The sequence below is a fragment of the Kitasatospora papulosa genome (assembly GCF_000717245.1).
GTDB classification, from domain to species: domain Bacteria; phylum Actinomycetota; class Actinomycetes; order Streptomycetales; family Streptomycetaceae; genus Streptomyces; species Streptomyces papulosus.
On the sequence record NZ_JNYQ01000001.1, the window covers coordinates 459,283 to 473,313 of the forward strand.

General features: G+C 68.4%; 12 protein-coding genes and 2 tRNA genes. 11 read left to right on the forward strand and 3 right to left on the reverse strand.

Annotated features, from left to right (window positions below; translation table 11 throughout):
• Window positions 1-17: 17 nt before the first annotated feature.
• Complete coding sequence (locus IA22_RS0101925; protein WP_030122561.1) at window positions 18-1,181, reverse strand: acyltransferase family protein; 1,164 nt, start codon at window positions 1,179-1,181, stop codon at window positions 18-20.
• Window positions 1,182-1,662: 481 nt separating this feature from the next.
• Between IA22_RS0101925 and IA22_RS0101930 the strand changes: the two genes are divergently transcribed.
• Window positions 1,663-1,857: a hypothetical protein gene (locus tag IA22_RS0101930; protein WP_014156281.1), complete on the forward strand. Its 195-nt coding sequence runs from the start codon at window positions 1,663-1,665 to the stop codon at window positions 1,855-1,857.
• Between the two features lie 249 nt (window positions 1,858-2,106).
• The gene (locus tag IA22_RS0101935; protein WP_030122562.1) at window positions 2,107-2,454 is read left to right on the forward strand and encodes a DUF1330 domain-containing protein; all 348 of its coding nucleotides are present in this window, start codon (window positions 2,107-2,109) and stop codon (window positions 2,452-2,454) included.
• 81 nt (window positions 2,455-2,535) lie between these two features.
• Here IA22_RS0101935 and IA22_RS0101940 read toward each other — a convergent pair.
• Window positions 2,536-2,609 (reverse strand) — tRNA-Gly (locus IA22_RS0101940).
• A gap of 178 nt (window positions 2,610-2,787) precedes the next feature.
• Here IA22_RS0101940 and IA22_RS0101945 point away from each other — a divergent pair.
• The 5 genes from IA22_RS0101945 to clpX all read left to right on the forward strand — a co-directional run bounded on the left by IA22_RS0101945 (window position 2,788) and on the right by clpX (window position 7,514).
• Window positions 2,788-2,864 (forward strand) — tRNA-Pro (locus IA22_RS0101945).
• A 150-nt stretch (window positions 2,865-3,014) separates the two neighbouring features.
• Window positions 3,015-4,415 carry a trigger factor gene (gene tig, locus IA22_RS0101950; RefSeq protein WP_014156283.1) on the forward strand — a complete coding sequence of 467 codons (1,401 nt, stop codon included), beginning with the start codon at window positions 3,015-3,017 and terminating at the stop codon, window positions 4,413-4,415.
• Window positions 4,416-4,702: 287 nt separating this feature from the next.
• Window positions 4,703-5,308, forward strand: coding sequence for an ATP-dependent Clp protease proteolytic subunit (locus IA22_RS0101955; RefSeq protein WP_030122563.1), 606 nt, complete (start codon window positions 4,703-4,705; stop codon window positions 5,306-5,308).
• Window positions 5,309-5,375: 67 nt separating this feature from the next.
• Entirely contained in the window at window positions 5,376-6,059 is a 684-nt protein-coding gene (locus IA22_RS0101960) for an ATP-dependent Clp protease proteolytic subunit (protein ID WP_030122564.1), read from the forward strand.
• Window positions 6,060-6,215: 156 nt separating this feature from the next.
• Window positions 6,216-7,514 (forward strand): ATP-dependent Clp protease ATP-binding subunit ClpX, encoded by a 1,299-nt coding sequence (gene clpX, locus IA22_RS0101965; protein WP_014156286.1) that lies wholly within the window; start codon window positions 6,216-6,218, stop codon window positions 7,512-7,514.
• 69 nt (window positions 7,515-7,583) lie between these two features.
• Here the strand turns inward: clpX and IA22_RS0101970 are convergent, their stop codons facing one another.
• Window positions 7,584-8,588 carry a hypothetical protein gene (locus IA22_RS0101970; protein ID WP_030122565.1) on the reverse strand — a complete coding sequence of 335 codons (1,005 nt, stop codon included), beginning with the start codon at window positions 8,586-8,588 and terminating at the stop codon, window positions 7,584-7,586.
• A gap of 136 nt (window positions 8,589-8,724) precedes the next feature.
• On the opposite strand from IA22_RS0101970, the gene IA22_RS0101975 reads away from it, so the two are divergent.
• The 4 genes from IA22_RS0101975 (at window position 8,725) to ndk (ending at window position 13,865) form a co-directional block, all read left to right on the forward strand.
• The gene (locus tag IA22_RS0101975; protein ID WP_015577140.1) at window positions 8,725-11,346 is read left to right on the forward strand and encodes a valine--tRNA ligase; all 2,622 of its coding nucleotides are present in this window, start codon (window positions 8,725-8,727) and stop codon (window positions 11,344-11,346) included.
• 122 nt (window positions 11,347-11,468) lie between these two features.
• Window positions 11,469-12,992, forward strand: a complete 1,524-nt coding sequence (gene folC / locus IA22_RS0101980; protein WP_030122566.1) for a bifunctional tetrahydrofolate synthase/dihydrofolate synthase — start codon at window positions 11,469-11,471, stop codon at window positions 12,990-12,992.
• Window positions 12,993-12,996: 4 nt separating this feature from the next.
• Window positions 12,997-13,365, forward strand: coding sequence for a DUF4233 domain-containing protein (locus IA22_RS0101985; RefSeq protein WP_014156292.1), 369 nt, complete (start codon window positions 12,997-12,999; stop codon window positions 13,363-13,365).
• 86 nt (window positions 13,366-13,451) lie between these two features.
• Window positions 13,452-13,865, forward strand: a complete 414-nt coding sequence (gene ndk, locus IA22_RS0101990; protein WP_014156293.1) for a nucleoside-diphosphate kinase — start codon at window positions 13,452-13,454, stop codon at window positions 13,863-13,865.
• Window positions 13,866-14,031 lie beyond the last annotated feature (166 nt).

Here is a 14,031-nt window from a genome sequence, read left to right on the forward strand (position 1 = left end):
GGCCGATCCGGACAGGCTCAGCGCTTGGCGGGGCTCCGGCGGAACGCCCACTTCATGTCCGGCTCGGTCGCGAAGCGCAGGGCGCGCCGGACCGGCGGGGTGCAGAGCAGGGTCACGGCGACGGCCGCGACGACGGAGACCAGGACGATCCCGACGGGGCCGGAGAGCCACTCGTAGCGGTCGAACAGGCCGTAGTAGACGGCGCCCTTGATCAGGAAGCCGTGCAGCAGGTAGCCGCAGATGGTTCCGGCCCCCAGCACGGTGAACCACATGGGACGGCGGGGCACCCAGGCGAGGAACGCGACCGTCAGCAGCATCGCGCATCCGAACATGGCCAGGGTCATCACGGGCCCCGTCCACCACTGGAAGTCCATCTCCTGGGCGCTGTTGCTGCGGTAGAACCAGCCCAGCCGCATGCGCGGCGCGGCCCAGTAGGCGAACACCAGGGCCCCGAGGGCCAGCGGTACGGCCAGCAGCCGCACCTCGCGACGCCGCACGAGCTGGAAGTGCTCGGGCTTCATCAGCAGGCCGAGCACGAAGAACGGCAGGAGCTGGCAGACGCGCTGCAGGTCCAGATCGTCACCGATCTCCGGCGACACCGAGGCGAGCATGGCGATGACGAGGGCGACCGGCAGGGGGTGGCGCAGGGACTGCCACAGCGGCGTTGTCACGCGCCAGATGAACAGAGCGATCAGGAACCAGGTGAGGAACAACGGGTCGAGCAGGGTGATGGAGGTGTCGGCCGCGCCGTCCGCGTACCGCTTGAAGAGCGAGTACGCCGTCTCGAAGAGCACGTAGGGCACCACGACCCCGGTGACGAGGCGCTTCACCTTGGGCGAGCTCATGTCGAAGGACCGTGAGAAGTATCCGGAGACGAGGATGAACGCCGGCATGTGGAACGTGTACACGACCATGTACAGGGCACGTGTGATGCGGCTGCCGTCCATCACCGGTTCCCAGGCGTGGGCCACGGCGACGAGCACGATCGCGAGGTACTTCACGTTGTCGAAGTACGCGTCACGGCGCTTGGCCGGTGCGGGGGCCCCGGCGCGGTCCTGGGCGGGCCTCGAGGTGGCGGCGGGAGTGCGCTCGGCCGTCAGGACCTGCTCGTGTCTCGGCTCCGACTCCCGGCTCTCCGGGGTGAACGGGGCCCTCTGAATTTCGCTCGGAGCTTTGGACATCTGCTGCACCTTAGACCCGTCGATCGGCATGCGTAAAACTCTCAAGAAATAACGCGTGTTCCCGGTCATTCGAAAGTAAAACCATCAGCAGATGCCCGTTACGTGCTGATTCATCCGTCTTAAATGGCGCATATCGGCGGGAGGTTGGCGAGAGTGAATTTCGTCGCACGAACTCCTGGCAAATCGCTGTGAATGAAGTGTGGGGATACGGAAACGATCACATCGATCGTTATTCGAACTGCCCTGCGCACAGCGGGCGCACAGCCTTTTCGCCCAGGCCCGTGCTCCCCCTGTGCGACACGGCGTGCGCCCGTGCGTGCCCGGGCGCACGCGGGCGTGAGGATGGCGCGATCCGGCCGTTTCCCACCTTCACCCGGCAGCATCGGCAGGGGAGTTGGTGGCACGATGGGCGCGACGGAGGTGTGTGCCGACCGCATGCCACCGGGCCGGCAAGGCGGACCGACCAAGGGTGTGATCAGTCGTGGCCATTTCACTGTCTGTGGTGCTTCTGCTGGGGGTCGTCCTGGTGGTGCTGATCCGCGGCGGGTCGATCAAGGGCGGCCCGGCGGTCGTCGCCGTGCTGTTCGGCTTCTTCCTGGCGTCGACGGGCATGGCTCCGTCGATCAACAGATTCATGAACTCGATAGCCGACACGCTCAACCAGATCAGCTTCTGAGGCACACGGAAGCGCCCGGCCCGGCAGGCGACCCGCCCGCCGGGTCGCACGCGCGGGTGCCCGATGGCCCGGGGTCGACCCGCCCGCCCTGTCGATGCGTTCGGCACCGCGGCGCGCCCGCCCCACGAGGGCCTCGGACGCCCGGCTCCCCGCGGGCGGACCTCCATTACCTGACGGGTCATCGAACCCGGCACGCGTGAGTGCCATGCTCCGGTCGGACGCAGCAGCCCCGCCGACCGGAAGGACGCCATGCCCGCCTATGCGATAGCCCACCTGCAGGACGCCGCCCCGCACCCGGAGATCGCCGAGTACATCGAGCGGATCCCCGCGACGTTCGAGCCGTACGGCGGCAGCTTCCTGGTGCACGTCACACCGCACGAGGTGAAGGAGGGAAGCTGGCCGGGCGCCGTCGTGGTGATCGGCTTCCCCGGGATCCAGGAGGCGCGGGCCTGGTGGGACTCGCCCGCGTACCAGGAGATCGCGCCGTTGCGCTCGCGGCACATCAAGGGCGACATCATCCTGGTCGAGGGCGTCCCGGAGGGCTACGACCCGGCCGCCTCCGCCCGGGCGCTGCGGGACGCGCTGCCTCCCGCGTAGCGGCCGGCGCGCCCGCGTGGGGCGTCACGGAAGCACTCAGGGCCGGGCGGAGGAAAGATCCTCCGCCCGGCCCTGGGCCGTTGGAGCGGGCGACGGGAATCGAACCCGCGTAGCTAGTTTGGAAGACTAGGGCTCTACCATTGAGCTACGCCCGCAAGCACCGCACCACGGGTCCGGCAGGGCCCGGTGGAACTCGGTACGGACAGCATCCTAGCGGGTCGGGGAAGGTGCGTGCACACCCGTATCGGCCCGCCCCCGTGACACCGCCGGTGACGGCCCGTGCAAAGCGGCCGACGCAGCGCTCGTCTGCATGTACCCTTCGTGTCGCACCGACGGGGTGTGGCGCAGCTTGGTAGCGCGTCCGCTTTGGGAGCGGAAGGTCGTCGGTTCGAATCCGGCCACCCCGACCACCAGCAAGATCGCATTGTGGGAGTCCTCCACCTTGCCGTTACTATGCAAATTGCGTGCCCGTGTGTCTGATGTACCGGGCTCGATCCGCGAAGCCGCCTCTCGGCGGCCCAGCAGAACCCCAAGAAGTCAGCCACCAAGGAGACCGAACCGTGAAGAGCGCCGTGGAGACCCTGAACCCGACTCGGGTTCGGCTCAGCATCGAGGTGCCCTTCGAGGAGCTCAAGGACAGCCTCGACGCGGCGTACAAGAAGATCAACCAGCAGGTCACGGTGAAGGGCTTCCGTAAGGGCAAGATCCCGAACCGCGTCATCGACCAGCGGTTCGGCCGTGGTGCAGTGCTGGAGGAGGCCGTCAACGACGCCCTTCCGAAGTTCTACACGGAAGCTGTCAACGAGGGTGAGCTCAACGTTCTGGGCCAGCCCGAGGTCGACATCACCGAGCTCAAGGACGGCGAGCTGCTGGCCTTCACCGCCGAGGTGGACGTCCGTCCCGAGATCGAGATTCCGGACTACTCCGGCATCGAGGTCACCGTGGACGCACTCGAAGTCACCGAAGAGGACGTCGACAAGGCCGTGGAGCAGCTCCGTGAGCGCTTCGCCTCCACCAACCCGGTCGAGCGCGCCGCCGCCGAGGGCGACGTCGTGACGATCGACCTGGAGGCCAAGGTCGACGGAGAGGTCCTCGAGGACGGCGTGGCCGCGGGTGTCTCGTACACCATCGGCTCCGGCGAGCTCCTCGACGGCATCGACGAGGCCGTGACCGGCCTGGAGGCCGGTGGCGAGGCCACCTTCACCTCCGAGCTGAAGGGCGGCTCCGCCGAGGGCAAGGAAGCGGAGGTCACCGTCAAGGTCACCGCCGTCTCCGCCCGCGAACTGCCTGAGCTGGACGACGACTTCGCGCAGATGGCGAGCGAGTTCGACACGCTCGCCGAGCTTCGCGAGGACAGCCGCAAGCGCCTCGAGAACACCAAGCAGTACGACCAGGCCACCCAGGCCCAGGAGCGCGTCCTCGAGGAGCTGCTGAAGCTGGCCGAGGTCCCGATCCCCGAGAAGCTTCTCGCGGACGAGGTCCAGACCCGCAAGCACAACCTCGAGCACCACCAGCTCGGTCAGATGGGTCTCGACCTCGAGAAGTACCTCGAGATCCAGGGCAAGACCCTGGAGGAGTTCGAGAACGAGACCTCCGAGCAGGCGATCAAGGGCATCAAGACGCAGTTCATCCTCGATGAGCTCGTCAACAAGGAGAAGCTGAACGTCAACCAGGAGGAGCTCACCGAGCACCTCATGCGGCGTGCGGCGTCCTCCGGCATGAGCCCCGACCAGTTCGCCCAGGCCGTCGTCGAGGGCGGCCAGGTGCCGATGCTCGTCGGCGAGGTCGCCCGCGGCAAGGCGCTCGCCGTCGTCGTCGAGGCCGCCAAGGTCACGGACACCAACGGTGAGATCGTCGAGCTCGAGGACGAGGAAGAGGCAGCGGACGAGGCCGCCGAGACGGTCGAGGCCGCCGAGGGCACCGAGAAGGCTGAGGAGAAGGACGAGAAGAACGAGGCCTGAGCCCCGTTCCGCTCGCTGACCTGATCCACGCGGCGGGCCCCGGACGTACGACGTCCGGGGCCCGCCGTCGTATCGGCCATCGCGCCCGGGGAAGCACCCGGGAACCCTTGTGCGGACTGCTCACCTTGCGCTCCCAGCGAACAGTTGGGGAAGCGGGATGGCGTTGTCCCACCTGCGCGTTAGGGTCCATGAAGAGGAAGGGTCGGGTAGTCCCGGCCCACCCGGTACGAAGACGCTGAGACGGCCGGAGCCGTCAGAGACGAGCAGGTGGATACGTGACGAATCTGATGCCCTACGCCGCCGGAGAGCCGTCCCTCGGTGGAGGCCTCGGTGACCAGGTCTACAGCCGACTGCTCGGCGAGCGCATCATCTTCCTCGGTCAGCAGGTCGACGATGACATCGCCAACAAGATCACCGCACAGCTTCTGCTCCTTGCCGCGGAACCCGACAAGGACATCTACCTCTACATCAACAGCCCCGGCGGCTCGGTGACGGCCGGCATGGCGGTCTACGACACCATGCAGTACATCCCGAACGACGTGGTCACCATCGGTATGGGCATGGCGGCCTCGATGGGCCAGTTCCTGCTCACCGGTGGCACGGCGGGCAAGCGCTTCGCGCTCCCCAACACCGACATCCTCATGCACCAGGGTTCGGCCGGCATCGGCGGCACCGCCTCGGACATCAAGATCCAGGCGCAGTACCTGCTCCGCACGAAGACGCGGATGGCGGAGATCACCGCCCACCACTCCGGCCAGACCGTGGAGACGATCATCCGCGACGGCGACCGTGACCGCTGGTACACCGCCGAGGAGGCCAAGGACTACGGCCTCATCGACGAGATCATCACGGTCGCGTCGGGCATCCCGGGCGGCGGCGGCACCGGCGCCTGATCCGGGCGTGCAGCACCCCGCACCCTCTCGTACGCCGAGACCTCCAGCCCCCAGATACGCCACCAGGATGGTGAAGACCCACATGAACAACTTCTCCGGCGCCTCCGCGAGCGGCCTCTACACCGGCCCGCAGGTGGACAACCGCTACGTCGTCCCGCGCTTCGTGGAGCGCACCTCGCAGGGTGTGCGTGAGTACGACCCGTACGCGAAGCTCTTCGAGGAGCGCGTGATCTTCCTCGGCGTCCAGATCGACGACGCCTCGGCCAACGACGTCATGGCGCAGCTGCTGTGCCTGGAGTCGATGGACCCGGACCGCGACATCTCGATCTACATCAACAGCCCCGGCGGCTCGTTCACCGCGCTCACCGCGATCTACGACACGATGCAGTTCGTGAAGCCGGACATCCAGACCGTCTGCATGGGCCAGGCCGCCTCCGCCGCCGCCGTCCTGCTGGCCGCCGGCACCCCGGGCAAGCGCATGGCGCTCCCGCACGCCCGTGTGCTCATCCACCAGCCGTCCTCGCAGACCGGCCGCGAGCAGCTCTCCGACCTGGAGATCGCGGCCAACGAGATCCTGCGGATGCGCACCCAGCTCGAGGAGATGCTGGCCAAGCACTCCACCACCCCGCTGGAGAAGATCAGCGAGGACATCGAGCGCGACAAGATCCTTACGGCCGACGACGCACTCGCGTACGGTCTGGTGGACCAGATCGTCTCCACCCGTAAGACCACCGCGGGCGCGTCGGTCTGACGTCGGTCTTTCCCCTTGGCACATTCCGTCCGCACGGCCCCGGCCGTGTGAACCGTGCCAAGGGGGGCCCGAACGGGGGGCCAGGCAAGGTACCGTCGGATAGAGGCACCAGGAGCCGCTGAACCAGGCTGCTCCCAGGCGAAGGGGAAGCACCTCGTGGCACGCATCGGTGATGGCGGCGACCTGCTCAAGTGCTCGTTCTGCGGAAAGAGCCAGAAGCAGGTGAAGAAGCTCATCGCGGGACCCGGTGTGTACATCTGCGACGAGTGCATCGATCTCTGCAACGAGATCATCGAGGAGGAGCTCGCGGAGACCTCCGAGGTGCGGTGGGAGGAGCTTCCCAAGCCGCGCGAGATCTACGAGTTCCTCGAGGGGTACGTCGTCGGGCAGGAGCCCGCGAAGAAGGCCCTCTCGGTCGCTGTGTACAACCACTACAAGCGGGTCCAGGCCGGGGAGAACGGCGGCGGTTCGAATCGCGACGACGCCATCGAGCTCGCCAAGTCGAACATCCTGCTGCTGGGCCCCACGGGCTCGGGCAAGACGCTTCTCGCGCAGACACTGGCCCGCATGCTCAACGTCCCGTTCGCCATCGCGGACGCGACGGCGCTGACGGAGGCCGGCTATGTCGGTGAGGACGTCGAGAACATCCTGCTGAAGCTGATCCAGGCGGCCGACTACGACGTCAAGAAGGCCGAGACCGGGATCATCTACATCGACGAGATCGACAAGGTCGCCCGCAAGAGCGAGAACCCGTCGATCACCCGCGATGTGTCCGGCGAGGGCGTCCAGCAGGCCCTGTTGAAGATCCTGGAGGGCACCACCGCCTCCGTGCCGCCGCAGGGCGGACGGAAGCACCCGCACCAGGAGTTCATCCAGATCGACACGACGAACGTCCTGTTCATCGTGGGCGGCGCCTTCTCGGGCCTGGAGAAGATCATCGAGTCGCGGGCCGGCGCCAAGGGCATCGGCTTCGGGGCGACGATCCGCTCCAAGCTGGAGATCCAGGCGAGCGACCAGTTCCAGGAGGTCATGCCGGAGGACCTGGTGAAGTTCGGGATGATCCCCGAGTTCATCGGCCGTCTCCCCGTGCTGACCTCGGTCCACAACCTGGACCGCGAGGCACTGCTCCAGATCCTGATCGAGCCGCGCAACGCCCTGGTGAAGCAGTACCAGCGCCTCTTCGAACTCGACGGCGTGGAGCTGGACTTCGAGCGCGAGGCCCTCGAGGCGATCGCCGACCAGGCGATCCTGCGCCAGACGGGCGCGCGCGGTCTGCGCGCCATCATGGAGGAAGTCCTCCAGTCCGTGATGTACGAGGTGCCGTCCCGCAAGGACGTGGCCCGCGTGGTCATCACCCCGGACGTCGTCCGCAACAACGTCAACCCGACGCTGGTCCCGCGCGAGCCGCGCACGATCGGCAAGAACGACGGCGGCCGGCACGAGAAGTCCGCGTAGCGGCAGCACCGACGACGCGCACGCGAAGGGGCGCCCGGCCACCGGCCGGGCGCCCCTTCGCGTCGAGGATCAGACCTTGGTGCGCGAGGTGTTGTACAGCTTGGCGGCCAGGGCGGCCACCTCGTCCTGCGTCATGGACTTGTTGGTCATCGCCGCGCCGATGTCGACGCCCACGACCGCCGCGACGGTGCTGTAGTCGGCCCAGATGCAGACAGGCATCAGCATCTCCTTGGGGCCTCCCGCCGCCGTGCCGTCGGCCTCGTCGTTGACCACCTTCATCTGCTGGCACTTCATGAGCGCGCCCTCGAAGCCCTCGGGCGTGACGCTCTCGGGGCTGCCGACCAGAGTGGCCTTGCCGTCGCTCTCGCTCTGGGCCATTCCGATCTTGGCCTGCGTGAACATGCCGTCCAGGGCCTTCGCCGGGTCGGAGACCTCGCCCCAGTTGCCGAAGAGCATCAGCATCTTGGTCGTGAGGGGGTTCTTCTCGAGGTCGCCGCTCTGGTACCGCGCCTGGGCCTTGTGGGCGTCCTTGATGCCCAGGGCCTCGGCCTCGGACTTCTCCTTGCTCGACATCGTGTCCGACGACGAGCCGCTGTCGCCCTTCTTGTAGTCGCCCACCGAAGCGGCCGGCGTGATCTTGTAGCCCTTGGTCGAGTCGGCCACGTCACCGTTGCCGCCGCCCGAGGTGAGGAAGTACACCCCACCCGCGACCACGGCCAGCGCCACCACGGCGGCGCCGATGATCAGGCCGGTCTTCTTCTTCGGGGCGCCCGGCTGCGGCGGCATGCCGGGGTACGCCTGCTGGCCGCCGTACGGCGGGGTGGGCGGCTGCTGGCCGTAGGGGCCGGGCTGCTGGCCCTGCGGGTAGCCGTAGCCCGGCTGCGGGGGCTGCTGCTGCGGCGGGACGCCCTGGGGGGCCTGCTGCGGGTAGCCGTAGCCGGGCTGGCCGCCCTGCGGCGGCTGCTGGCCGTACGGGTTGGGCTGCTGGCCGTACGGACCCGGCTGCTGGCCGTACGGTCCGGGCTGGCCCTGCGGCGGCTGGCCGCCGTACGGGCCCGGCTGGTTGTAGCTCATGGTGCTGTCCCCTCCGAATGCTTATGCGTTCCGGACATCCTGACGGAAGCCGCGTCCACTCAGGTCACCCAGGTACACACCGTTACTCAACAAACCGGTTTCAGTGCACGACTGTGACGCCCCTAAACTGTCTGGCGTGACCGAGAACGCAGCGCAGCAGCCAGCCAGCATCCCCGAACTGCCGACCCAGTACGCGCCGGCCGACGTAGAGGGGAAGCTGTACGAGCGCTGGGTGGAGCGCGGTTACTTCACGGCGGACCCGGAGAGCGAGAAGCCTCCGTACACGATCGTCATCCCGCCGCCCAACGTCACGGGCTCCCTGCACCTCGGCCACGCGTTCCAGCACACGCTGATGGACGCCCTCACCCGCCGGAAGCGGATGCAGGGCTACGAGGCGCTGTGGCTGCCGGGCATGGACCACGCCGGCATCGCCACCCAGAACAAGGTCGAGCAGCAGCTCGGCGAGGAGGGCAAGTCCCGCCACGACCTGGGGCGCGAGGCGTTCGTCGAACGCGTCTGGCAGTGGAAGGAAGAGTACGGCGGCAAGATCCTCGGCCAGATGCGCCGCCTCGGCGACGGCGTCGACTGGTCCCGTGAGCGCTTCACCATGGACGAGGGCCTCTCCGCCGCCGTCCAGACCGTCTTCAAGAAGATGTACGACGACGAGCTGATCTACCGCGCCGAGCGCATCATCAACTGGTGCCCGCGCTGTCTGACGGCCATCTCGGACATCGAGGTCGACTACCAGGACGACGACGGTGAGCTCGTCTCCATCACGTACGGCGAGGGTGAGGAGACCCTGGTCGTCGCCACGACCCGCGCCGAGACGATGCTCGGTGACACCGCGGTCGCCGTCCACCCGGACGACGCGCGCTACACGCACCTCATCGGCAAGCGGATCAAGCTGCCGCTGACCGACCGCACGATCCCGGTCGTCGCCGACCACCACGTCGACCCGGAGTTCGGCACCGGCGCCGTCAAGGTGACCCCGGCGCACGACCCGAACGACTTCGCGATCGGCCAGCGCCACGGCCTGGAGTCGATGAACGTCATGGACGAGCGGGGCGTCATCACCGTCGCCGGCCCGTTCGAGGGCCTCGACCGCTTCGAGGCCCGGTCCGCCATCGTCGGCGCGCTGCGCGGACAGGGCCGGATCGTCGCCGAGAAGCGGCCCTACGTCCACTCCGTCGGCCACTGCTCCCGCTGCCGTACGACGGTCGAGCCCCGCCTCTCCCTCCAGTGGTGGGTCAAGGTCGAGACGCTCGCCAAGGCCGCCGGTGACGCGGTCCGTGACGGCCGGGTCGCGATCCACCCGAAGGAGATGGAGAAGCGGTACTTCGACTGGGTCGACAACCTCAACGACTGGTGCATCTCGCGTCAGCTCTGGTGGGGCCACCGCATCCCCGTCTGGTACGGCCCCGCGGGCGAGGTCGTCTGCGTCGGCCCCGACGAGCAGCCGCCCACCGGCGAGGGCTGGACCCAGGACAACGACGTCCTGGACACCTGGTTCTCGTCCGGCCTGTGGCCGTTCTCCACGCTCGGCTGGCCCGAGGAGACCCCGGACCTCAAGAAGTTCTATCCGACCGACGTCCTCCTCACCGGCCACGACATCATCTTCTTCTGGGTCGCCCGGATGATGATGTTCGGCCTGTACGTCATGGACGGTGAGGCCCCGTTCAAGACGATCGCGCTCACCGGCCTGGTCCGTGACGAGCGCGGCAAGAAGATGTCGAAGTCCTTCGGCAACGTCGTCGACCCGCTGGACTGGATGGACACGTACGGCTCCGACGCCGTCCGCTTCACCCTGGCCAAGGGCGCCAACCCCGGTACGGACGTCCCGATCGGCGAGGACTGGGTCCAGGCATCCCGCAACTTCGCCAACAAGATCTGGAACGCGACCCGTTTCGCGATGATGAACGGCGCGACGGTGGAGGGGGAGCTCCCGCCCGTCGAGCAGCTCTCGGCCACCGACCGCTGGATCCTGTCCCGGCTGAACAAGACGGTCGCCGACGCCGACGCGTTCTACGAGGACTTCCAGTTCGCCAAGCTCAGCGACGCCCTCTACCACTTCGCGTGGGACGAGGTCTTCGACTGGTACGTCGAGCTGTCGAAGACCACGTTCTTCGCCGGCGGCGAGCAGGCCAAGGTCTCCGCGAGGGTCCTCGGCGAGGTCCTGGACGTCACGCTGCGGCTGCTGCACCCGATCGTCCCCTTCGTCACCGAGCAGCTCTGGACGACGCTCACCGGCCAGGAGTCCGTCGTCGTCGCCGACTGGCCCCAGGACAGCGGCTTCCGCGACGCGGCGGCCGAGAAGGAGATCGAGCTCGTCCAGCAGGTCGTCACCGAGGTCCGCCGCTTCCGTTCCGACCAGGGCCTCCAGCCCGGCCAGAAGGTCCCGGCCGAGCTGACCGTCACCGGGACGGTGCTCGCCCCGCACGAGGCGGCCATCCGTCAGCTGCTGCGCCTGCAGCCGGCCGGCGACGGCTTCCACGCCACGGCCACGCTGCCGGTCGCGGGTGCCACGGTCGCCCTCGACCTCTCCGGCACCATCGACGTCGAGGCGGAGCGCAAGCGCCTGACGAAGGACCTGGGTGCCGCCGAGAAGGAGAAGGCCCAGGCCAACGGGAAGCTCGGCAACGAGGCCTTCCTGGCGAAGGCCCCGGACAACGTGGTCGACAAGATCCGTGGCCGGCTCGCCAAGGCGGACGCCGACATCGAGCGGATCAGCGCCCAGCTGGCGAATCTGCCGAAGGGCTGATGACCTGAGTGCGGAGCCCCCGCGCCCCCGACCGACCGGGAGCGCGGGGGCTCCGCCGTGTCCGGGGGAGCGCGGCGCCGGGCGCTGCGCGCGATGTCCGCGGCCATCCGTAGACTGGCCCTGTGAGTGAGCCCCGCCCTTCAGACCGGCACGACGCGTCCGATCCCGACGACACCTTCGCGGAGATCGTCGACGAGGAGACCCAGCGCGATCCCGACCTGGCGGTGATCGAGGCCGGGAGCCGCACGCTGCGCACCCAGTCGGGCCCGCCGCAGGGCGAGGCGGTTCCCGACCGTCCCGCCGACCCCGAGACCGACCGCGCGCTGCGCGAGGTGGAGCAGGAGCTCGCGGGCCGCTGGGGCGAGACCAAGCTCGAACCGTCCGTGACCCGTATCGCGGCTCTGATGGACGTGCTGGGCGAGCCCCAGCGCGCCTACCCGTCGATCCACATCACGGGGACGAACGGCAAGACCAGCACGGCGCGCATGATCGAGGCCCTGCTGAACGCCCTCGACCTGCGCACCGGCCGCTACACCTCCCCGCACGTCCAGTCGATCACCGAGCGGATCAGCCTGGACGGCGCCCCGATCGACGCCGAGCGCTTCATCGAGACCTACAACGACGTCAAGCCGTACGTCGAGATGGTCGACGTCCAGCAGCCCTACCGCCTCTCGTTCTTCGAGGTGCTGACCGGCATGGCGTACGCGGCCTTCGCGGACGCGCCGGTCGACGTCGCGGTCGTCGAGGTCGGCATGGGAGGCACCTGGGACGCGACGAACGTCATCGACGCCTCGGTCGCCGTCGTCACCCCCATCTCCCTGGACCACACCGACCGCCTCGGCTCCACGCCCGCCGAGATCGCCGGCGAGAAGTCCGGCATCGTCAAGCAGGACGCAACGGTGATCCTGGCGCAGCAGCCGGTCGACGCCGCGCAGGTCATGCTGAAGAAGGCCGTCGAGGTGGACGCCACGGTGGCCCGCGAGGGCATGGAGTTCGGCATCGTCTCCCGCGAGATCGCGGTCGGCGGCCAGCTGCTGACCCTGCGGGGCCTGGGCGGCGAGTACGACAACATCTTCCTGCCGCTCTACGGGGCGCACCAGGCGCACAACGCCGTGGTGGCGCTCGCCGCCGTCGAGGCGTTCTTCGGCATCGGCGCGGAGCAGGCCCGCAGTCTCGACGTGGAGGCGGTCCGCAAGGCCTTCCTGTCCGTCCTCTCGCCGGGCCGCCTGGAAGTCGTCAGGTCCAGCCCGACCGTCGTCCTGGACGCGGCGCACAACCCGGCCGGCGCACTCGCCGCCTCCGAGGGGATCTCCGAGGCGTTCAGCTTCTCCCGGCTGATCGGGGTCGTCGGCACGAGCGGCGACAAGGACGTCCGGGGGCTCCTCGAAGCCTTCGAGCCGATCTTCGCCGAGATCGTCGTCACCCAGAACTCCAGCCCGCGCGCCATGGACGCGGACGAGCTCGCCGCCGTCGCCGTCGAGGTCTTCGGCAACGAGCGCGTCCAGGTCGAGCCACGCCTGGACGACGCCCTGGAGGCGGCGATCACCCTCGCCGAGGAAGAGGCCGAGTACGCGGGCGCCGGGGTCCTGGTGACCGGATCCGTGATCACGGTCGGCGAGGCCCGGCTGCTTCTGGGAAGGCGCTGACCCTGTGCGTACGCTCTGTGCTTCGACGCTGATCGGTGAATTCTTCGTGATCGGCTTCGCCGGGCTCGTGGCGATGAAGTCCGACGACCTGTCCATGGCCACGGTCTGGACGGTCTGCGGCATCGGCATGCTGCTCTCCGTCCTGCTCTGCGGTGTGATCACCCGCCCCGGCGGCGTCCAGCTCGGCTGGGGTCTCCAGATCCTGCTCGTGCTCAGCGGCTTCTTCGTCCCGATGATGTTCATCCTCGGTGTCATCTTCGCCGCCCTGTGGTGGGCCTCGGTGCACTACGGCCGCAGGATCGACGAGGCCAAGGCTCGGTGGGCGGCCCAGGCCGAGGCCCAGGAGAGCGCGGAGGCTCCGGCCCAAGGATGACGCAGCGTGAGCCCGGTCGTAGCCCGGCCGGCGTACCCCTGTAATCTCGCCCTCACCCGCACCCGAAAGTCTCCAAGGAGCCGCACATGACTCAGCGCACCCTCGTCCTTCTCAAGCCCGACGCCGTCCGGCGTGGGCTGATCGGCGAGATCGTCGGCCGCATCGAACGCAAGGCGGGCTGGACGATCACCGCGCTGGAGCTGCGCACGCTCGACCAGGAGACGCTGGAGCAGCACTACGGTGAGCACAAGGGCCGCCCGTTCTACGAGCCGCTCGTCGAGTTCATGGCGTCCGGCCCCGTCGTCGCTCTGGTGGCCGAAGGCGAGCGGGTGATCGAGGGTGTCCGCGCGCTGGCCGGTCCCACCGACCCGATCGCCGCCGCGCCCGGCTCGATCCGTGGTGACTTCGGCACGATCACCCGGGAGAACCTCATCCACGCCTCGGACTCCGAGGAGTCCGCAGAGCGAGAACTCAAGCTGTTCTTTCCCGGACTTTCCTGACTTCGGCTCCGCCAATCAGCGCTCATGACCTGGGGCGACCGAAGTAATTCGGTCGCCCTTCGGCATAGGGTCAGGTCTCGCGGGAACGCATCCCTCCGACGTAACGTCACCATGGGTGGAACGGGCAGCCGTTCCGCCCGCCACGGCGAAGGACCCTCGCGCTGTG